Raw genomic sequence first — 18,744 nt, forward strand, 5'->3', positions numbered from 1 at the left:
TTCACACGCCTCGCTGCAATGCTATACGGTTTGGCTCAACAGAGGCAAAACTGTTCGTGATGAGGCCTGCGTGATGACGACGATCGCCCCGGATGCGCGCATGGTCGATGCGCAGCGGACCTATCCGCCGCACGCTGCCGTCGTCAGCTGGCTCTTCTTCGATTGGGCCGCGCAGCCCTATTTCACGTTGATCACGACCTTCGTGTTCGCGCCCTATTTCGCCACCAGCATTGCACCGAATCCCGCCGCCGGCCAATCGCTGTGGGCATTTGCGATGGCGGCTGCGGGACTTGCGATCGCGCTGTTGTCGCCGGTGCTGGGGGCCATCGCGGATGCCTCTGGCCGAAGGAAGCCGTGGATCGCGGGATTCGGCGTGGTGCTGGTGCTGGCATCGTGCACGCTATGGATCGGCAGGCCCGGCGATCACGCCATCATTCCTCTGCTGCTCACTGCGGTCGCGCTCGCCAGCGTCGGTGCGGAATTCGCCACCGTCTTCAACAACGCGATGATGCCGACCCTGGTGCCGCCGGAGCGAATCGGCCGGCTCTCCGGCACCGGCTGGGCGACCGGCTATGTCGGCGGCATCGTCAGCCTGATCATCGTGCTCGGCCTCCTCGCCGCCAATCCCGAGACCGGCCGCACATTGCTGGGCCTGACGCCGTTGTTCGGGCTCGATCCGGTCAGCCATCAGGGCGATCGCATCGTCGGACCGCTGACCGGAATATGGTTCGTGATCTTCGTGACGCCGCTGTTCCTGTTCACGCCGGATTACCCGGCGAAACGCCCGCTGCGCGACGCCCTGCACGAAGGATTGTCGGAGCTGAAGCGATCGATCAAAGGCCTGCCGAAGCAGAAGTCGCTCGCGGCGTTCCTGCTCGCCAACATGATCTACACCGACGGCCTGGTGTCGCTGTTCGCCTTCGGCGGCATTTATGCCGCGGGCACGTTCGGCTGGCACACCATCCAGATCGGCACCTTCGGCATCATGCTCGCGATCACCGGCGCGTTCGGCGCATGGTTCGGCGGCAAGTTGGATGATCGTCTCGGGCCGCAGCGCGTCATCGCCGGCAGCCTGCTGCTGCTGCTGCTGTCGGTGGCGGCGATCCTCCTTGTCGACAAGGATAGCGTGTTGTTCGTCAAGGTGACGCCGCCGCAAGCCGGCGCGCCCTTGTTCTCGAGCGCGGCCGAGCGCGCCTATCTGGTGTTGGGCTGCCTCATCGGCGCGGCCGGCGGTCCACTGCAGGCCGCCTCACGCACGCTCTTGATCCGCCTCGCACCGAAAGACCGTATCGCGCAGTATTTTGGCCTGTTCGCGCTGACCGGGAAGGTGACGTCCTTCACCGGGCCACTGCTGATCGGCATGATTACGGCTGCGACCGCTAGCCAGAAAGCCGGCATGGCCGTGCTGGTGGTGTTCTTCGTCGCGGGGCTGGGATTGTTGATGCGGGTGCGGGAGTAGTCGCACGACGCGATTTACTTTCATCATTGCGAGGAGCGAAGCGACGAAGCAATCCAGACTGCCTCTGCGGAAAGATCTGGATTGCTTCGCTACGCTCGCAATGACGGCCTTGACGGGATCGTCGACGTTCTTGCTAGCGGCTCAATGCCTGAAGTGCCGCGTGCCCGTGAACACCATGGCGATGCCGTGCTCGTCGGCGGCCTTGATCACTTCGTCGTCGCGCATGGAGCCGCCGGGCTGCACCACGGCGGTGGCGCCGGCCTCGATGCAGGCGAGCATGCCGTCGGCGAACGGGAAGAAGGCATCCGAGGCCACCACCGAACCCTTGGTGAGCGGCTCGGCGAGCTTCAGCTCGTTCGCCGCGTCCTGCGCCTTGCGCGCCGCGATCCGGGCGGAGTCCACCCGGCTCATCTGGCCCGCGCCGATGCCGACGGTGGCGAGATCCTTGGCGTAGATGATGGTGTTGGACTTGACGTGCTTGGCGACGCGGAACGCGAATTTGAGGTCGCGCATCTCGGCCTCGGTCGGCGCCCGCTTGGTCACGACCTTGAAGGTCATGTCGTCGACCACGGCGTTGTCGCGGCTCTGCACCAGCAGGCCGCCGGCCACCGTCTTGGCGGTCAGGCCCGGCGCGCGCGGGTCGGGCAGGCTGCCGGCGAGCAAGAGGCGCAAATTCTTCTTGCCGCCGATGATGGCGATCGCTTCCTCGGTGGCGTCGGGCGCAATGATCACCTCGGTGAAGATCTTGGTGATCTCCCGCGCGGTGTCGGCGTCGAGCGCGCGGTTCATCGCAATGATGCCGCCGAAGGCCGAGGTGGAATCGCAGGCCAGCGCCTTGCGATAGGCCTCGACCAGGTTCGCGCCTTCGGCAACGCCGCAGGGATTGGCGTGCTTGACGATGACGCAGGCCGCGGTGCGCCTGGTGTCGAACTCGCCGATGCATTCATAGGCCGCATCGGTGTCGTTGATGTTGTTGTAGGAGAGCTCCTTGCCCTGAAGCTGCCGCGCGGTCGAGACGCCCGGGCGCTTGTCGGGCGTCGCATAGAACGCCGCGGTCTGGTGCGGGTTCTCGCCGTAGCGCAGCGACTGGATCAACCTGCCGCCGAAGGCGCGGAAGTCGGGCGCGTCGATCTCGAGCTGCCGGTTGAACCAGTTCGAGATCGCGGCGTCATAGGCCGCGGTGCGTGCATAGGCCTTTGCCGCAAGCCGCCGGCGCAGCTTCAGCGTGGTCGCGCCCTTGTTGGCGGCGAGCTCGTCGAGCACGGCCTGATAGTCCTGCGCCTCGACCACGACGGCGACGTCGTCATGGTTCTTGGCGGCGGCCCGGATCATCGCGGGGCCGCCGATGTCGATGTTCTCGATGCAGTCTTCGAAGCCGGCACCTTTGTCGACGGTGGCTTCGAACGGATAGAGGTTGACGACGAGCAGGTCGATCGGCGCGATGCCGTGCGCCTTCATCGCCTCCGCATGCTCCTTGTTGTCGCGGATCGCGAGCAGGCCGCCATGCACCTTCGGATGCAGCGTCTTGACGCGGCCGTCCATCATCTCGGGGAAGCCGGTGAGGTCGGAGACGTCCTTCACCTTGAGACCGGCGGCGGCGATCGCTTTCGCGGTGCCGCCGGTCGAGACCAGCTCGACACCATGCGCGGCCAGCGCCTTGGCGAACTCGATCAGGCCGGTCTTGTCGGAGACGGAGAGAAGAGCGCGGGTGACGCGGCGGGGATGGTCAGTCATGAGCAAGATCCTCTGTCTTAAGGAGTGTCTATGCCCAGGCGCGCGGCGGATGTGGCCCGCGCTTCCCGATGGTGCTCCATCCAAGGTCGCCAGTCGCGCGAGCGACGGCTCGATAGCAGCTTTCGGCCGTTTTCACAACGGCCGGATCGGACTGAATCGCACGTCTACAGCGGGAGTTCCGGCTCGCGGCGCGCATTCCGGCGGGCATTGGTCACCGCCGGCGAGGCGGTCGAACGCACAAAACTCCAGCGGATCGAGGGCGCCTGCCGCGCATCCTGCCGGATCACGATCTGCGCGGTGCGGCGCGGGCCGTCATTGCCGGCCAGGAATACGCTGTCCTCGAGGTCGACCTTGTCGTCCAATGCTTCAAAGGTCCAGACGTCGCGGTTCGGCAGCACCAGCATCACGCCGCGGGCGTCCGAGAGCCGGCTGGCCTTCACGGCGGGATGCAGATGGAAGCGCAGCGCGAAATCGGCATTCGCGCCCTTGAAGCGCCCTCCTTGCGGCGGCGACAGCGTGTCCTCGCCGTCGATGCGCGCGCCGTCATTGGCGATCATCAGCACGCGGCGGTGGATCGCGCCGAATTTCGAGAGGTAACCGTCATGCGAGGTCGTGAGCAGCGTGCCGTTCTGCACGATCTCGCGATAGCTCTCGACCTCGACGGGTCCGCTGGTGACGGGCGAGCCGTGCAACAGGCGCTTCATCGCCGACATCTCGATGAACTGGCAGGACGAGGTGTCGTGATAGGTCAGCGTGGAATGCGCCGCGGTGCCGCGTGCGAACGGCCGCCAATTGTCGCGGCCGGTGGTCGGCATGCCGCAATTGGTGACGATCCGGCTGATGCCGGAGGACAACTCGAACGACAGGCAGCCGGCATGGGCGTCGTGACTGACGCCGGCCGGCGGCGGCGGGCCGGTGTCGATGATCACAGTGGTCTGGCCGGCATCGAGGCGCTGAAAGCCGGTATGCGGCATGTTGGCCATCGGCGCGCCGTGGGTGTCGTCATAGGCGAGCAGCGTGGCGAGCAGATCCGAAGATGTCGCGCTCATGCCGTTGAACAGCGCGAAATTGCCGTCGCCGTGCCGGAAGAAGCGCAGCATCGGCATCATGCGGTCGATTGCGTTGAGAAGCGCCGGCGGCGGCGCGATGTTGCGTGCGGCAAAAGTCTGCCGCAGCGGCAAGAGGTCGATCAGGAGTTCGATCAGCGCGCCCGGGTTGCGGGAGATGTGTCCGCCATCGGGCAGGATCTGCCGCTGCAATTCGTCCGACAGCTTCTTCGATGCGCTGCGGATGTGACGCGTCTGGTTGGCAAGACACAGCGCCGCATAACACAGCGCGATCAGCACCTGCAGCTTCGGCACTCCGTCCGGAATGTCGACCATGGTGTAGCGCAGGAAGCGGATCTCGCGTGCGAGGGCGCGCAAGTAACGGCGGTAGAATTTGTTGTCGGTCTCGCTCAGCACCAGCGGCGCCTGCGACAGCAGCGAGATCACGCGCCTCGCCAGCACGTCGGCGCGGCGCGCGACCGGGCGACGCTTGTTGGCGGGGTTGGCGATCCAGTCCTCGATCAGAGCGCGCGCATTCGCCCGTGTCAGCGCGGTGTCGGCGGCGCGCAGATGGCGCAGCCAGCCGAAGCCGAGCAGCGCAACCTCCCAATCCTCCGACGGCGGCTCGAGATCGAAGATCGAGCGGCCGTGGCAATTGACGATCTTGCCGGCGAAGACGAAGCGACCGGCATAGATTTCGGCGGCGCGGGTCGCATCCGCGGTGCGCAGATCGTGCGGCGCGATGATCAGCCGGTCGGTGCGGCTGGGCCAGACTCGCGACAGCGCAACCGAACCGCCGCTCGCGCGCGCGAGCATGTTCCGCGCGAAGCGGTTCATGACCAGCGTCGAGATACGTCTGCGTTGAGCGACCGACACGCCTTGCCTTGAAGGGGGAGAGGATTAGCGACGAATCCCTATTAATCCCAAAATCGGTCGTCTGACACCACCTTGAACGGCGCGAATCAGCGCTACGTCGCAAAATCCAGTGCAAAATCAGGATTTAACGAGCCGGGCCGCGAAAAATCCGTCGAGTCCGCCGAGCTTGGGATCGGCGTTCGGCAAATGGCAGGGCAGGGTGCGCAGATCGCCCTCCGGCGTGAGGATTTCGTCCAGGCCCGCGACTTCCGACGCCTCGATCGGGACGCGGCGAAGCGCAGGCTCGGCCGCCAGCAGCGTCGCCACGGCCTGCTCGCCCTCTTCGGGTTCCAGCGAGCAAGTGCAGTAGATCAGCGTACCGCCCGGCTTGAGCAGCGACACCGATTTTCGCAGCAGCCGTTGCTGGAGTGCGGCCAGGGGGGCGATGTCGGATTCCTGCCGCAGCCAGGCCACATCGGGATGGCGGCGGATCGTGCCGGTCGAGGTGCAGGGCGCATCGATCAAGACACCGTCGAAGCTCTCGACGGGGCCGGCCCATTCCACGGCGTCAGCGACGACGGTCTCGGCCTGCAGCGACAGCCGCGCCAGGTTCTCGCGCAGTCGTGCCACTCGGGCGGGCGAGCGGTCGATCGCCGTGACCTGCGCGCCTGCCAGCGCCAGTTGCGCGGTCTTGCCGCCAGGGGCGGCGCAGAGATCTGCAATGGACTTGCCCCTGATGTCGCCGAACAGCCGGGCCGGCAGCGCGGCGGCGGCGTCCTGCACCCACCATTGTCCCTCGGTGAAGCCGGGCAGCATGGTCACCGAGCCGTGCAGCAGCATGCGCACCGTCCCGGTCGGCAGCGTCTCGCCGTGCAGGCGGCTCGCCCATTGCGCGGGATCCGACTTCACGGTGAGATCGAGCGAGGGCTCGTGGCCGAGCGCCAGCGCCATTTCTCGTGCGGTGGCTTCGCCATACTGCGCGCTCCAGCGCGCGAGCAGCCATGGCGGAAGGTCCAGCGATTGCGTGGCGACTTCCTCGACCAGCGCCTTGCCCTCGCGCGCGCAGCGGCGCAGCACGGCATTGACGAGACCGGCATAGCGCGCGGCGCGCCGGTCGGACTGTACCAGGCGAACGGAGAGGTCGACGGCGGCGTGATCCGGCACGTCCATCCAGAGGATCTGCGCCGCGCCGATCAGCAGCGCGCTCTGCGCGCGCGGCGCGTCGGAGGGAATGCCCTTGTCGAGCAGGCGCGACAGCACGTGGCCGAGCGTGCCGAGCCGGCGCAGCACGGTGGCGACCAGGCGCCGCATCAACGCCCGGTCGCGGTCGGCCAGCGTCTTCAGTCCGGGATGGGCCCCGCTGCCGTCGAGCTGATCGTCAAGTGTGCGGTGCTTGTGCAGCACGCCGTCGACGATGTCGGCGGCAATCCGTCGTGCCGCAAGGCCTGGCACTTCGGGCGGAGGAGCAAAACGTTGAGAGGGCATGCGGAAGCAAGGTTCTGAGCGAGCGGCAGTTCCGCCGCAATGGCGCATGCCTCGAGAGACTGATCTCTGGCACGCGAATATGCCAAATGTAAGAATGGCGCCTCGCGATTGCAGCCCGCAATGACCATTTCAGCAATGCGCTATTGGACCTCGCACTTCCCGTGATCCTGCGCTAGGAACCTGCCGAGATGAGTGACCAGCCTTCCCTTCCCGATCGCAAGCCGCCGTCGCCGGCCGCCCAGCGGGCGTTGGCCGAAGCCGAGGCGCGCCGGCAGGCTGCGGCGGCCACGCGTGATGAAGCTGCGCCGAAGGAGGTGCAGGGGCCAAAGGGTCCGGAGCCGACCCGCTACGGCGACTGGGAGCGCAAGGGCATCGCCTCCGACTTTTGAAGTGGCACGTTACGCGCTCCTCACAAGCCATCTTGCCGGTTCAGCCGACTCAGCCCTAGCGTGCGCGGATGTCGCGCTTCGATCCCAGCCGTCCCTACCGGACTTCATACAGTGGCTCGCCGTTCGGCCGTCGCTTCTCCGGACTGTTGCCGTGGATGTTCGTGGTCGGCGTTGTGACGGCCGTCGTGCTCGGCTTCCGCCAGGGAACGATCTGGCCCATTCCGCATGTGGATGACGAACAGTCGCGCGATGCCGAAATCATCCTGAAGCAGTCCGGCAATTCCGATGTGAGGCAGCCGGTCGAGGTCGTCCGCACCATCGACGGTGATACTTTCCTCGCGCGCGTGCATCTGCGCGACGGCCGCAATCTCGTCGCAAGCGTCCGTCTGCGCGGCATCGATGCGCCCGAGATGAAAGCATCCTGCCGGGACGAGCTGGACAAGGCGGAGGCCGCCAGCGATGCGCTACGCAATCTGCTCGGCCAAGGCGGCGTGATGGTCTACAATCTCGGTCAGGACAAATACGGCCGCGTTCTCGCCGATGTTGCCACCAAGCGCACCGCCAACGTCGCGGCTACGCTGCTCGCGAGCGGTCATGTGCGCAGCTACAATGGCGGCCATCGCGACGGCTGGTGCGCGCGGGGCTGGCGATTCTGGTAACGAAGAAGCCGGAGTCGCAACTGCGGCTCCTGTCTCGACTGATTCAGGCGATCAGCGCGTCACGACCACCGTCGTGCCGACGGAGACGCGGCCATAGAGATCGGTGATGTCGTCGTTGAGCATGCGGATGCAGCCATAGGAGACGAAGCCGCCGATCGAACCCGGCACATTGGTGCCGTGGATGGCGTATTCGCCGCCGGCCAGCGTCATCGCCGCGACACCCATCGGGTTGCGCGGCGAGCCGCCCGGAATCACGTCGGGAATGTTGGGCTTGTCACGCTTCACCTCGGCGGGCGGCGCCCAGGCCGGGTTGAGATACTTGCCGTCGATCTTCGTGGTGCCGGCCCATTGCTTGCCGGCCTTGCCGACGCCGACCGGATAACGCACGGCATGGCCGTTATCGAGAATGAGATAGAGTTTGCGCTCGCTGGTTTTGACCACGATCGTGCCCGGCGAATAGTCCGCGAGGTGCGTGCCCACCATTTCCGGCCGCGCTTCTGCCGCCGTCGACATCAAGACCCCAGCTCCGATGGTGGCGGCCATCGCCACCGCAATCCTCATCGACATCGATCTCCCCCTTACCCCAATCGGATCGTCCAAAATGACGCAGAACCCGCAATCGCCGCCGCGCCAAGTCCTCGTGAGGGGACATCTTAACCGTGCCCGTTAACCGGATGGTTTCCACGCGCGGTCACCGAAGGCCGGCCAGCGGGGGAAACAAAGGAAATGTTCGAAATAAAGTAAATGACCTGAAAACAACACTGGGCGGGAAATGGACGGGCGCGCCGCCGCGCGCGCTGACAAGCGCGTGAGGCTGTGAACGGCTGTTGTTCTGGGGGGCGTAGCGCGGAGGGGCAGTATCGTGTCCCGGATGCGCTGCAGCGTGCAACGCTGCTGCGCAGAGCCGGGACCCAGTTCTTTCTTTCCACGGAAGGATGGGCCCCGGCTCAGCAGCGCACCACTTAGGTGCTGCGCTGCGTCCGGGACTCGGGATCGGAGCCTTACGCCGGCTTCCGGTTCTGCCGGTTCTTGACGAGGTCATCGACCACGGCGGGATCGGCCAGGGTCGAGGTGTCGCCCAGGCTGCCCGGCTCGTCCTCGGCGATCTTGCGCAGGATGCGGCGCATGATCTTGCCGGAACGGGTCTTGGGCAGGCCCGGCGCGAATTGGATCTGGTCGGGCGAGGCGATCGGGCCGATCTCCTTGCGCACCCAGGTGACGAGCTCCTTGCGCAGATCCTCGGTCGGCTGCACGCCGGCCATCAGGGTGACATAGGCATAGATGCCCTGGCCCTTGATATCGTGCGGGAAGCCGACCACCGCGGCCTCCGAGACCTTCTCATGCGCCACCAGCGCGCTCTCGACTTCCGCGGTTCCCATGCGATGCCCGGAGACGTTGATGACGTCGTCGACGCGACCGGTGATCCAGTAATAGCCGTCGGCATCACGGCGGCAGCCGTCGCCGGTGAAGTACTTGCCCTTGTAAGTCGAGAAATAGGTCTGCTCGAAGCGGGCATGGTCGCCATAGACGGTGCGCATCTGGCCCGGCCATGAGCGGGTGAGGCAGAGATTGCCTGAGGTTTCGCCCTCCAGCACCTTGCCGTCGGCATCGACGATCTCGGGCACCACGCCGAAGAACGGCTGGGTTGCCGAGCCGGGCTTGAGCTTGGTCGCACCCGGCAGCGGCGTGATCAGGATGCCGCCGGTCTCGGTCTGCCACCAGGTGTCGACGATCGGGCAGCGGTCGTCGCCGACGACGCGGTGATACCACTCCCAGGCTTCCGGGTTGATCGGCTCGCCGACCGAGCCGAGCAGACGCAAGCTCGCGCGCGAGGTCTTCTTCACCGGCTCGTCGCCCGACTGCATCAGCGCGCGGATCGCGGTCGGCGCGGTGTAGAAGATGTTGACCTTGTGCTTGTCGATGACGTTCCAGAACCTGGAATTATCCGGGTAGTTCGGCACGCCTTCGAACATCAGCGTGGTCGCGCCGTTCGCCAGCGGACCGTAGAGGATGTAGCTGTGGCCGGTGACCCAGCCGACGTCGGCGGTGCACCAGTAGATGTCGCCGTCGTGATAATCGAAGACGTATTGATGCGTCATCGAGGCGAACACGAGATAGCCACCCGTGGTGTGCAGCACGCCCTTGGGCTGGCCGGTCGAGCCCGAGGTGTAGAGGATGAACAGCGGGTCCTCGGCGTGCATGTGCTCGACCGGGCATTCCGTCGTCACCATTGCCGCCGCCTCGTGATACCAGAGGTCGCGCGACGGGTTCATGTCGACCTTGCCGCCGGTGCGCTTGACCACGACGACCCAGTCGACGCCGTCGGCCTTGGCGAGCGCCGCGTCGACATTGGCTTTCAGCGGCACCTTCTTGCCGCCGCGCAGGCCCTCGTCCGCGGTGATGATGACCTTGGATTTGCAGTCGTTGATGCGCTGGGCGAGGCTGTCCGGGGAGAAGCCTGCGAACACCACGGAGTGGATCGCGCCGATGCGCGCGCAGGCGAGCATCGCATAGGCCGCTTCCGGAATCATCGGCAGGTAGATGGTGACGCGGTCGCCTTTCTCGACATTGCGGGTGCGCAGGATGTTGGCCATCCGGCACACCTCGTCGTGCAGCTCCCGATAGGTGATGTGCCTGGACTGCGAGGGATCGTCGCCTTCCCAGATGATCGCGGTCTGGTTGCCGCGCTTGGCGAGATGCCGGTCGATGCAATTGTAGGCGACGTTGAGGATGCCGTCCTCGAACCATTTGATCGAGATGTTGCCGGGCGCGAACGAGACGTTCTCGATCTTCGTCGGCGCGTGCATCCAGTCGATGCGCTTGGCCTGCTCCGCCCAGAAACCGTTCGGGTCCGAGATCGAGCGAGCGTACATCTCCTTGTACTTGGCCTGGTCGATCCAGGCGCGCTTCGCCCACTCCGCAGGGACGTCGTAGATCTTCTCGGACATGCTTTCCCTCCACATACGGCAGGCCGAACGCTAGCGACCGGCGAGCCGACTTGATCATTGACTGATTATGCGTCGGGCTAACCGGACCCGACAAGGAGCACAAGCTGGACCTTCGGCGGGCCGCCCGCCATGCGAAGGATCAAGCCCGCCTGCGGTGACTGTCGCAGATCTGAAACAGGCCCCACCGGCGGCGTTGAGGCCTTTACCCAACCCTCAGGAATCGGCCGGTGCAGAGCGCCCATGCGACCGGGGCGGTATTTGGCAACCTCTCGTCACTGATTCGGGACTCGCAATGCGGTTCGGAACACCCTAAATGGCCAACCCGGGTCCCAAAGAGGCCCTTCGGAACAAAAATCAGAATTGCGGCATTGACCGATAACAGACAGGGCTAAGGCATAAGACTATGATGGATCAGCAGAATTTCGGGACGATACGGCCCGCTTCAGCCGATCCTGCGGCCATTGCGCTGGCCAAAGCCCTCGGACAATGGCCCAAATCGGCCCCTTTCAGGCGTCCCAGCCCCAAAAAGACCTTTGACACGGCGCCGGCGACGGTCGAGGCGCTCGCCAGGGAGCACGGCTTGCGGCTCGGCGACCAGAACGAGCTCACTATCCGGCGCATCAAGCGCGGCAAGGGCTACTCCTTCGTCCGTCCTAACGGCGCGCATATCCGCGACGCACGCATCATCCGCCGGCTGCACGCGATGGCGGTGCCGCCAGCCTATCGCGAGGTGCGCTACTCGTCCGATCCGAGCTCGCATCTTCAGGCCGTGGGCCGCGATGCCGCGGGCCGGCTGCAATATCGCTATCACGCCGATTGGGAGAAGGTCCGCGAGCATCGCAAGGCGCATCGCCTGGAGAAGCTCGTCGGCGCCCTGCCCAAGATCCGGCGCAAGGTCTCGGCGTTCCTGTCGGGCGACGAGCCGACGCGTGAATTCGCGCTCTCGGCCGTGATCGAGCTGATCGCGCGCACCGCGATCCGCCCGGGCAACGAATCCTACGCCCGCCTCAACGGCACCCGCGGCGCGACCACGCTGCTCAAGTCCAACGTCACGCTGGAAGACGATTGCTTCGTGCTGACCTTCAAGGCGAAGGGCGGCAAGGCAGTGCGCAAGGAATGCGACGCGGCCAAGCTGGTGCGCGCCATCGGTATTTTGCAGGGCGTCCCCGGCAAGCGGATGTTCCAGTATCGGGACGCCAACGGCATCGTGCGCGCGGTCAGCACCACGCAGGTGAATGCGTTCCTGCGCGAGATCGCCGGCATCAAGATCTCGCTGAAGGATTTTCGCACGCTAATGGCCTCCGCCGTGGTCGTGGAATCCCTGTCGCGGATCACGCCGGCGACCAGCCAGCGCGGCCGCAAGAAGCAGGTGCTGGACGCGATCCGCGCCGCCGCCGACAAGCTCTCCAACACGCCGGCGATCTGCCGCAAGAGCTATGTCCACGACACCATCGTCACCGCTTTCGAGGAAGGCATCCTCGAGCGCTTTGCCGCGACCATGAAGGGCCAGCGCTCGCAGGCGCGGCGCGAGCAGCTCCTGCAGCAGGTGGTCGCGACGGCGGCGGTGTAACGACACTGCCGTAGGTGGTGAAATAGGCGCGGGTGCCGTAGTGCTGTAGGGTGGGCAAAGCGTAGCGTGCCCACCACCTCTCAGTGATTACGTAAGACATGTGCACGCTTCGCTTTGCCCACCCGACAGAGCTACGACCTGGTCGTGACACCGTTATCGGGACCGGGATCGCCGCCTGCGGCCACGATCGTCAGCCGTTCCAGATAATGCGCCCACCCCGTCGCATGCGAAGCCGCCTGCGCTTCGCTCGGCAGGCCGCTATGGGTCATGCGCAGCAGCGTGCCGCCATCGCGCTCGATCAGGTCGATCTCGATCAGGCTCGAGCCTGGCGGCACTTCCTGGCCGCCCTCCCAGCCGAACGTGTAGGCCAGACGATGCACCGGCACGACCTCGCGGAAGGCGCCCCGGGCGACGCCGCCGCGCGGACCGACGCCCTTGAGCAGATAGAGCCCGCCGGGATGCGGCTCCGTGGTCGCGTCGGAACCCATCCAGCTCAAGATCTTCTCGGGGTCGGTCAGGTAAGCGAAAACGGTAGCGCGTGGAGCCGCGATCTGGGTCTCGCGTCGCACGATGAAGGGTTCGGTCATGGGCGGCCATTCCTTCCCCAACACTGGGACATGGCGGCGCGCGGGCGGCCCGTCAAGGATAGGCCGTGACAAACCCGGCCCGCCTTCGCCATGATCGGGCCATGCAGCTCTCCCCGACGCTCGCCTGGCTTGTCGATGTCGCCTCGGATAGTGCCGGGGCCGACCGCCTGCTCGCGGAACTCGGCGCTCATCTCGTGGCCGACGGTGTGCCGCTTGCGGCGGGCGCCCTGACGCTGGAGGTGCCGCATCCGCTGATCGCGAAGCGGACATGGCTATGGCGGGTCGACAGCGGCCAGGTGATCGAAGCGCTCGGCTTCGCGCCTGGCGGGCTGGCTCCGGATCCGCCGAACGATGCCGGTCGCCGCTGGCTGCGCGACATCGCGCGCGGCGAGCTGCACGAAGACATCGTCGGACGGCAAGATGGGCCGCTGCTCGGCTGGATCGGGCCGCGGCCGTTCACCGCGGATGAAATCGGGCAACTGCGCCAGGCCGCGCGTTTCGCCGCAACGCCCCTTGCCGTGCTCGCCGCGCGCGCCACGTTGCGGGCAACGCTGGATGCCTATCTCGGCAGGCGCAGCGCCGAGCGGGTGCTGGCGGCACCCTTGCGGCGCGATCTCGGCGAGACCATTCAGGCCGCGCTGCTCTATGCAGATTTGCGCAATTTCACGACCCTGTCGGAAACCTCACCACCTGGCGAGGTCATCGCCGCGCTCGACGCCTGGTTCGATCGCATCGCCGGCGCTGTTCACGCCTTCGGCGGCGAGGTGCTGAAATTCATCGGCGACGGCGTGCTCGCGATCTTTCCGGTGGTCGGGGCATCGCCGCGCCCTGCCTGCGAGGCCGCTCTGCGTGCTGCCGGCGCAGCCGAGGCCGGGATGGCCTATCTCAACGCGGAGCGCGGCGCCAAGGACCTGCCGCCGCTGGCGTTCGGTGCTGCGCTCCATCTCGGCGAGATGCTCTGGGGCAATATCGGCGCCGCGAACCGGCTCGATTTCACCGCGATCGGTCCCGCCGTCAATCTCGCCAGCCGCCTCGAAGGATTGTGCAAGCCGCTGGGGCGGACCGTGCTGGTGTCGGGCGCGCTCGCCGCCGAGACGGACATGAAGCTGGTCGCGCTGGGGTCGCATTCGCTGCGCGGCATTGCAGCGCCGTGCCAGGTGTTCACCTTGCCAAAGACGTGAGGAATTACATCCCGCCCATCTTGCAGACGAGCTTCCACTCCTCCGCCGTCACCGGCTGCACCGAGAGCCGCGAATATTTCACCAGCGCCATGTCGGCCAGCTTCTTTTCGGCCTTGATCGCAGCCATCGTCACCGGATTCTTCAAGGGCTTGTCGGCCCTGATGTCGACGCAGACGAATTTGCCGGTCTTGTCGGTCGGATCGGGATAGGCTTCCTTGATGACCTCCGCGATGCCGACGATCTCCTTGCCCTCGTTGGAATGATAATAGAACGCCTTGTCGCCTTTCTTCATGGCGACGAGGTTCTGGCGCGCGGTGTAGTTGCGCACCCCGGTCCAGGCCTCGCCCTTGGCGCCCTTCGCCACCTGCTGATCCCAGGACCACACCGACGGTTCGGATTTCACCAGCCAGTACGCCATGTTCATTCCTCAGACTTGAAGGGGCGCGTCAGCAGCCCCGAAATCGCCGCGTCGATCGTGCTCCGGCCGCTCAGGATCGACGCGACCGCTTCTGATACCGGCATCTCGATGTTTCGCGAAGCTGCGAGCTCGATCAGCACCGGCGCGGTGAACTCACCCTCGGCGAGCTTGCCGGCGGGCGGCTGCTCGCCGCGGCCGAGCGCGAGCCCGAGCGCGAAATTGCGCGATTGCGGGCTCGCGCAGGTCAGGATGAGGTCGCCGAGACCGGACAGGCCCGCGAGTGTCTCGCTGCGTGCGCCCAATGCGCGGCCGAGGCGGGTCAGCTCGGCAAAGCCGCGGGTCGTCAGCGCGGCCTGGGCGGAGGCCCCGAGCTTGCGTCCGACCGCGATGCCGACCGCGATCGCCAGCACGTTCTTGGCGGCGCCGCCGATCTCGACGCCGCGGATGTCGGTGGAGTGATAGGGGCGGAATGTCGGCGAGCCCAGCGCCTGCACCAGGCCGCTCGCCAGCGCCTCGTCCCTTGCCGCCAGCGTCACTGCCGTCGGCAGGCCGCGCGCGACGTCGTCGGCAAAGCTCGGGCCCGACAGGATCGCCGGCTGCGCGTGCGGCGCGGCCTCCGCGATCACGTCGGTCATGAATTTGTGGGTGCCGTGCTCGATGCCTTTGGCGGAGGCGATGATCGGTACCGGTCCTGCCAGATGCGAGGCCAGCATGTTGACCGCGCCGCGCAAGTGTTGCGCCGGTGTTGCAATCAGCAGCATGTCGGCGCGCGCAGCGAGTGCCAGATCGCTCGTTACGACGATGTCAGGGGCGATCCGCACCCCGGGCAGCCGTGGATTATCGCGTGTCGAGGCGATCCGCGCGGCGTGCTCGGCATTGCGTGCCCAGAGCGTGACGCTCCGTCCCGCCCGCGCCGCCACGGTCGCCAGCGCCGTGCCCCAGGCGCCCGCCCCGATCACCGCGACGGATTGGAACGTGGTCATGGCGCGATCCCTCTACTCCCTCGCCCCGCTTGCGGGGAGAGGGTCGGGGTGAGGGGGGCTCTCCGCTGGGACGGTGCCAGCGAGACTCGCGGAGAGTCCCCCTCACCCGCCGCGCTGCGCGCGTCGACCTCTCCCCGCAAGCGGGGCGAGGTGAAGCGGGGCTTGTGGCGGCACCACGGCATTCAATATCCCGCCCGGGTCTTGCCGTAGCCTGCGGGCGCCGTCGCGTTGGCGTCGAGCAGCCAGCGTGCCCGCGGCTGCGCGTCCATCGTGTCGGTCATGCCGAGTGCGAGGCGCTCGGCACCGGCCCAGGCGATCATCGCGCCGTTGTCGGTGCAGAGCGCGGGCGGCGGCATGATCAATTGTGTCCCGGCCTGCTGCGCGACGTCATCGAGGGCGCCGCGGATCGCCTGATTGGCGGCGACGCCGCCGGCCGCGACCAGCGCGCGCGGCGCGCCGAACTTTTCGCGGAACAGCCTGAGGCCGACGCTCAACCGGTCGGCCGTCGATTCGAGCACCGCCGCCTGAAAGCTCGCGCAGAGATCGCTGATGTCCTGCGGCGTGATCTCGGCGAGCCGGCTCGCCTCGGTGCGCACCGCCGTCTTCAATCCCGACAGCGAGAAATTGGCATCGGGTCTGCCCTGCATCGGCCGCGGGAACGCAAAGCGCGTGGCGTCGCCGCTCGCCGCCGCGCGCTCGACCTGCGGGCCGCCGGGATAGGGCAGGCCCAGCATCTTCGCAACCTTGTCGAAGGCCTCGCCGATCGCATCGTCGACGGTGGTGCCGAGCCGCACATATTGGCCGACGCCGGTGACCGCGACGATCTGGGTGTGGCCGCCGGAGGCGAGAAACAGGCAATAGGGAAACGCGATGCCATCGGTGAGGCGCGGCGTCAGCGCATGCGCCTCCAGATGGTTCACTGCGATCAGCGGCGTGTCGTGCACCATCGCGATCGCCTTGGCGGTAGTGAGCCCGACGATGACGCCGCCGATCAGGCCCGGTCCCGCGGCGGCCGCGACGCCGCCGAGCTGGCCGAAGCCGATGCCGGCCTCGCGCATGGCGCGATCGACGATGCCGTCGAGCAGGTCGACATGGGCGCGGGCGGCGATCTCCGGCACCACGCCGCCGAAGCGGGCGTGCTCCTCGATCTGCGACCGCACGATGTTGGACAGGATCTTGCCGCTGCCGTCAGACGCGCGCTCGACCACCGCCGCGGCGGTCTCGTCGCAGGTGGTTTCGATGCCCAGCACCAGCATTGGCGAATTGTTATCCAATTTGCGCCCTTGCGCTCATTCGTAAAGCAGAGTTCTGGTACGTCCGGTAGCATTCCGGGGCCAGATTGCGCAATCGTCACGAAGCAAGCCGTCCGGGTCGTGCGTCACCGCCACGTGGTTCGGGAACACTAGCGATGTCCATTCTTGTCACACGGCCGCATCCCGACAATGAAGCGACGGCGGCAAGTCTGCGCGCGCGGGGGCATGCGGTGCTGCTTGCGCCGGCACTCAAGTTCGAGCCGGTCGCCTTCCATGACAAAGGTGAAGCTCGCTACGGTGCCGTCCTCGTCACGTCGGCCAATGCGATCCGTGCCGTCGCGCCGCAATTGCGCGACCTTGGTCTTCTGGAGCTGCCGTTGTTTGCGGTCGGCGAGCATACCGCCGCCGCGGCGCGCGACGCCGGCTTTAGCCGGGTGATCGTCGCCGGTGGCGATGCCGCGTCCCTGCGCGACAAGGTGATGCAGGGCGCGCGCGACAAGGTGCTGAAGAAAAAGAGCACGCTGCTGTATCTGGCGGGCGCGGATCTATCGCGTGACCTCGGCGCTGAGCTTGATGCGGGGGGGTTCTCCGTGGTCACCCAGACGACTTATCGCATGACGCCGGTCAAGCATCTGCCGCGCGAGGTCTGCGAGGGCTTTGCCGCCCACGGCGTCGAGGCGGTGCTGCACTACTCCCGGCGCAGCGCCCGGGCGTTCCTGGATGCGGCGCGGGACGAAGGCGTCGAAATCTCGGCGCTGGCGATCCCACAATGCTGTCTGTCCGAGGCGGTCGCGGGCGCGCTGCGCGAGGCCGGCGCGTCGCAGGTTCTGGTTGCCGCGACCCCGGACGAAAGTGCCTTATTTGCCACCTTGGAGCGTGCTTTGCGGACCCGTTTGGCGTAAGAGGTCGGGCCGAATCCGACGCAATCTAGTTCACCTTGATATGGAAGTGTGAGGAACCGTCACGATGGCCGACGACAAGCCTGAAGACGCAGGATTGGCGCCCGACAGCGGACGTGCCAAGCGCACTCCGCCCACTATTGATCTTGAAGCCACCGAAGTCGCGACCCAGCCGCAGGAGACGGCGGTCGAGCCCGAGGCCCCGCCGGAGCCGGAGCACGCCGCGCCTGAACAGGCAGAATCCGGCAAGGTCGACGCAGAGCCGGAGCGTATCGAAGCGCAGGCTCCGGCGTCGTCGATTTCGCCCTGGGCCATTGCGCCGTTCTCCGGCGCTGTCGCAGCTGCAATCGTGATCGCGGTCGGCTGGATGCTGGGCTGGCCTGCGGTGCAGGCGCCGCCTGCCGCACCGCAAGTCACGAGCGCGATGGTCGATGCGCTGAGCGGACGCGTCAGCGCGGTCGAGGCCAAGGCCGGCAAGCCCGTCGCCGATCCGGCGATGGCGGCGCGAATCGACGCGATCGAGAAATCGATCGGCAGCCTGCGCGGCGACATCGCCAATCTGCGCACGCAGTCCGACAAGGCAGCGGCTGCACTGAACGACGTGAAATCCGCGCCAGGTGCTGCCGCGCCCGATCTTTCCGCGCTCAGCGACCGCATCGCGCAGCTCGAACGCGCCAGCAGGGCCGAACGGGCCGAGCTCGCCCAACAGGGCGAGAAGATCGCCGATGCAACGGCGAAGGACGACAAGCCCCTGCGCAACGTGGTGGCGGCGGCTTTGCTCGACGTCGCTGTTCGCCATGGCGATCCCTATCAACAGCAATTGGCCGCGGCGCGGTCGCTGGCAGCCAGGCCCGACACGCTGAAGCCGCTCGACACGTTTGCATCGTCGGGCATCCCGACGCCGGTCGCGTTGAGCCGCGAGCTGCTCACCATCGTGCCGAAATTGTCGCCGCCGGCGGAAGCGCCGGCCGCGAGTGCCGGCATCGTCGAGCGTCTTCAGGCCGGCGCGTCGAAACTCGTCCGTATCGAGCGCACCGACGGCGTCGGCAACGACCGCGGCGCGATCGTCGCGCGGGTGACGGCCGCGGCGCTGCGCAACGATTTCGTAGAAGCGCGGCGCGAGCTCAAGACGCTGCCGGAGGCCGATCGCACCGCGGCACAGGCCTGGCTCGACAAGGCCGATGCACGCGACGCCGCGCTCGCGGCGTCACGCAAATTTGCCGACGATGCGATGGCGGATCTCGCCAAATCTGATCCGGTCAAGCCTGCTCAATAACG

General features: G+C 66.7%; 16 protein-coding genes and 1 riboswitch. Of the genes, 7 read left to right on the forward strand and 9 right to left on the reverse strand.

Features of this window, described 5'->3' with window-relative positions; translation table 11 throughout:
• Positions 1-73 precede the first annotated feature (73 nt).
• Positions 74-1,459 carry an MFS transporter gene (locus AC066S_RS28890; protein ID WP_478271212.1) on the forward strand — a complete coding sequence of 462 codons (1,386 nt, stop codon included), beginning with the start codon at positions 74-76 and terminating at the stop codon, positions 1,457-1,459.
• Between the two features lie 141 nt (positions 1,460-1,600).
• On the opposite strand, the gene purH is transcribed toward AC066S_RS28890, so the two are convergent.
• The 3 genes from purH to AC066S_RS28905 all read right to left on the reverse strand — a co-directional run bounded on the left by purH (position 1,601) and on the right by AC066S_RS28905 (position 6,579).
• Positions 1,601-3,193 carry a bifunctional phosphoribosylaminoimidazolecarboxamide formyltransferase/IMP cyclohydrolase gene (gene purH, locus AC066S_RS28895; RefSeq protein WP_478271213.1) on the reverse strand — a complete coding sequence of 531 codons (1,593 nt, stop codon included), beginning with the start codon at positions 3,191-3,193 and terminating at the stop codon, positions 1,601-1,603.
• A gap of 25 nt (positions 3,194-3,218) precedes the next feature.
• Positions 3,219-3,300: riboswitch (ZMP/ZTP riboswitch) on the reverse strand.
• Positions 3,301-3,357: 57 nt separating this feature from the next.
• Positions 3,358-5,076 carry a heparinase II/III family protein gene (locus tag AC066S_RS28900; RefSeq protein WP_164718500.1) on the reverse strand — a complete coding sequence of 573 codons (1,719 nt, stop codon included), beginning with the start codon at positions 5,074-5,076 and terminating at the stop codon, positions 3,358-3,360.
• Between the two features lie 156 nt (positions 5,077-5,232).
• The gene (locus AC066S_RS28905; protein ID WP_478271214.1) at positions 5,233-6,579 is read right to left on the reverse strand and encodes an RsmB/NOP family class I SAM-dependent RNA methyltransferase; all 1,347 of its coding nucleotides are present in this window, start codon (positions 6,577-6,579) and stop codon (positions 5,233-5,235) included.
• Positions 6,580-6,767: 188 nt separating this feature from the next.
• On the opposite strand from AC066S_RS28905, the gene AC066S_RS28910 reads away from it, so the two are divergent.
• Complete coding sequence (locus tag AC066S_RS28910; RefSeq protein ID WP_478271215.1) at positions 6,768-6,968, forward strand: DUF1674 domain-containing protein; 201 nt, start codon at positions 6,768-6,770, stop codon at positions 6,966-6,968.
• Between the two features lie 68 nt (positions 6,969-7,036).
• Positions 7,037-7,627, forward strand: coding sequence for a thermonuclease family protein (locus tag AC066S_RS28915; RefSeq protein ID WP_478271216.1), 591 nt, complete (start codon positions 7,037-7,039; stop codon positions 7,625-7,627).
• A gap of 51 nt (positions 7,628-7,678) precedes the next feature.
• Here AC066S_RS28915 and AC066S_RS28920 read toward each other — a convergent pair whose 3' ends face one another.
• Both AC066S_RS28920 and acs read right to left on the reverse strand, forming a co-directional pair.
• Positions 7,679-8,194, reverse strand: a complete 516-nt coding sequence (locus AC066S_RS28920; protein ID WP_126256828.1) for a L,D-transpeptidase — start codon at positions 8,192-8,194, stop codon at positions 7,679-7,681.
• 434 nt (positions 8,195-8,628) lie between these two features.
• Entirely contained in the window at positions 8,629-10,575 is a 1,947-nt protein-coding gene (acs, locus tag AC066S_RS28925) for an acetate--CoA ligase (protein ID WP_478271217.1), read from the reverse strand.
• Positions 10,576-10,978: 403 nt separating this feature from the next.
• Here acs and AC066S_RS28930 point away from each other — a divergent pair, with 403 nt between their 5' ends.
• Positions 10,979-12,145: a DNA topoisomerase IB gene (locus AC066S_RS28930; protein WP_478271218.1), complete on the forward strand. Its 1,167-nt coding sequence runs from the start codon at positions 10,979-10,981 to the stop codon at positions 12,143-12,145.
• Positions 12,146-12,276: 131 nt separating this feature from the next.
• Here AC066S_RS28930 and AC066S_RS28935 read toward each other — a convergent pair whose 3' ends face one another.
• Complete coding sequence (locus tag AC066S_RS28935; RefSeq protein ID WP_478271219.1) at positions 12,277-12,732, reverse strand: SRPBCC family protein; 456 nt, start codon at positions 12,730-12,732, stop codon at positions 12,277-12,279.
• 101 nt (positions 12,733-12,833) lie between these two features.
• On the opposite strand from AC066S_RS28935, the gene AC066S_RS28940 reads away from it, so the two are divergent.
• Positions 12,834-13,913 carry an adenylate/guanylate cyclase domain-containing protein gene (locus tag AC066S_RS28940; RefSeq protein WP_478271220.1) on the forward strand — a complete coding sequence of 360 codons (1,080 nt, stop codon included), beginning with the start codon at positions 12,834-12,836 and terminating at the stop codon, positions 13,911-13,913.
• Positions 13,914-13,917: 4 nt separating this feature from the next.
• Here AC066S_RS28940 and AC066S_RS28945 read toward each other — a convergent pair whose 3' ends face one another.
• The 3 genes from AC066S_RS28945 to tsaD all read right to left on the reverse strand — a co-directional run bounded on the left by AC066S_RS28945 (position 13,918) and on the right by tsaD (position 16,564).
• Complete coding sequence (locus tag AC066S_RS28945; RefSeq protein ID WP_478271221.1) at positions 13,918-14,331, reverse strand: EVE domain-containing protein; 414 nt, start codon at positions 14,329-14,331, stop codon at positions 13,918-13,920.
• A 2-nt stretch (positions 14,332-14,333) separates the two neighbouring features.
• Positions 14,334-15,314, reverse strand: a complete 981-nt coding sequence (locus AC066S_RS28950) for an NAD(P)H-dependent glycerol-3-phosphate dehydrogenase (protein ID WP_478271222.1) — start codon at positions 15,312-15,314, stop codon at positions 14,334-14,336.
• Between the two features lie 182 nt (positions 15,315-15,496).
• Positions 15,497-16,564: a tRNA (adenosine(37)-N6)-threonylcarbamoyltransferase complex transferase subunit TsaD gene (tsaD, locus tag AC066S_RS28955; RefSeq protein WP_478271269.1), complete on the reverse strand. Its 1,068-nt coding sequence runs from the start codon at positions 16,562-16,564 to the stop codon at positions 15,497-15,499.
• Positions 16,565-16,722: 158 nt separating this feature from the next.
• Between tsaD and AC066S_RS28960 the strand changes: the two genes are divergently transcribed.
• Both AC066S_RS28960 and AC066S_RS28965 read left to right on the forward strand, forming a co-directional pair.
• The gene (locus tag AC066S_RS28960; RefSeq protein ID WP_478271223.1) at positions 16,723-17,469 is read left to right on the forward strand and encodes a uroporphyrinogen-III synthase; all 747 of its coding nucleotides are present in this window, start codon (positions 16,723-16,725) and stop codon (positions 17,467-17,469) included.
• 64 nt (positions 17,470-17,533) lie between these two features.
• A complete protein-coding gene (locus tag AC066S_RS28965) occupies positions 17,534-18,742 on the forward strand; it encodes a COG4223 family protein (protein WP_478271224.1) in 1,209 nt (402 codons plus the stop codon).
• Positions 18,743-18,744: the final 2 nt, after the last annotated feature.

This window comes from Bradyrhizobium sp. CFUWI, assembly GCF_056429085.1.

What these genes read in the sequence shown, in the direction of transcription:
- AC066S_RS28950 (WP_478271222.1), bottom strand. Translation starts at nt 15,314, where the DNA reads ATGACCACGTTCCAATCCGTCGCGGTGATCGGGGCGGGCGCCTGGGGC.
- AC066S_RS28965 (WP_478271224.1), top strand. Translation starts at nt 17,534, where the DNA reads ATGGCCGACGACAAGCCTGAAGACGCAGGATTGGCGCCCGACAGCGGA.
- AC066S_RS28915 (WP_478271216.1), top strand. Translation starts at nt 7,037, where the DNA reads ATGTCGCGCTTCGATCCCAGCCGTCCCTACCGGACTTCATACAGTGGC.
- AC066S_RS28940 (WP_478271220.1), top strand. Translation starts at nt 12,834, where the DNA reads ATGCAGCTCTCCCCGACGCTCGCCTGGCTTGTCGATGTCGCCTCGGAT.
- AC066S_RS28900 (WP_164718500.1), bottom strand. Translation starts at nt 5,076, where the DNA reads ATGAACCGCTTCGCGCGGAACATGCTCGCGCGCGCGAGCGGCGGTTCG.
- AC066S_RS28960 (WP_478271223.1), top strand. Translation starts at nt 16,723, where the DNA reads ATGTCCATTCTTGTCACACGGCCGCATCCCGACAATGAAGCGACGGCG.
- purH (WP_478271213.1), bottom strand. Translation starts at nt 3,193, where the DNA reads ATGACTGACCATCCCCGCCGCGTCACCCGCGCTCTTCTCTCCGTCTCC.
- AC066S_RS28920 (WP_126256828.1), bottom strand. Translation starts at nt 8,194, where the DNA reads ATGTCGATGAGGATTGCGGTGGCGATGGCCGCCACCATCGGAGCTGGG.
- AC066S_RS28935 (WP_478271219.1), bottom strand. Translation starts at nt 12,732, where the DNA reads ATGACCGAACCCTTCATCGTGCGACGCGAGACCCAGATCGCGGCTCCA.
- AC066S_RS28890 (WP_478271212.1), top strand. Translation starts at nt 74, where the DNA reads ATGACGACGATCGCCCCGGATGCGCGCATGGTCGATGCGCAGCGGACC.
- AC066S_RS28905 (WP_478271214.1), bottom strand. Translation starts at nt 6,579, where the DNA reads ATGCCCTCTCAACGTTTTGCTCCTCCGCCCGAAGTGCCAGGCCTTGCG.
- acs (WP_478271217.1), bottom strand. Translation starts at nt 10,575, where the DNA reads ATGTCCGAGAAGATCTACGACGTCCCTGCGGAGTGGGCGAAGCGCGCC.
- AC066S_RS28945 (WP_478271221.1), bottom strand. Translation starts at nt 14,331, where the DNA reads ATGGCGTACTGGCTGGTGAAATCCGAACCGTCGGTGTGGTCCTGGGAT.
- AC066S_RS28910 (WP_478271215.1), top strand. Translation starts at nt 6,768, where the DNA reads ATGAGTGACCAGCCTTCCCTTCCCGATCGCAAGCCGCCGTCGCCGGCC.
- AC066S_RS28930 (WP_478271218.1), top strand. Translation starts at nt 10,979, where the DNA reads ATGATGGATCAGCAGAATTTCGGGACGATACGGCCCGCTTCAGCCGAT.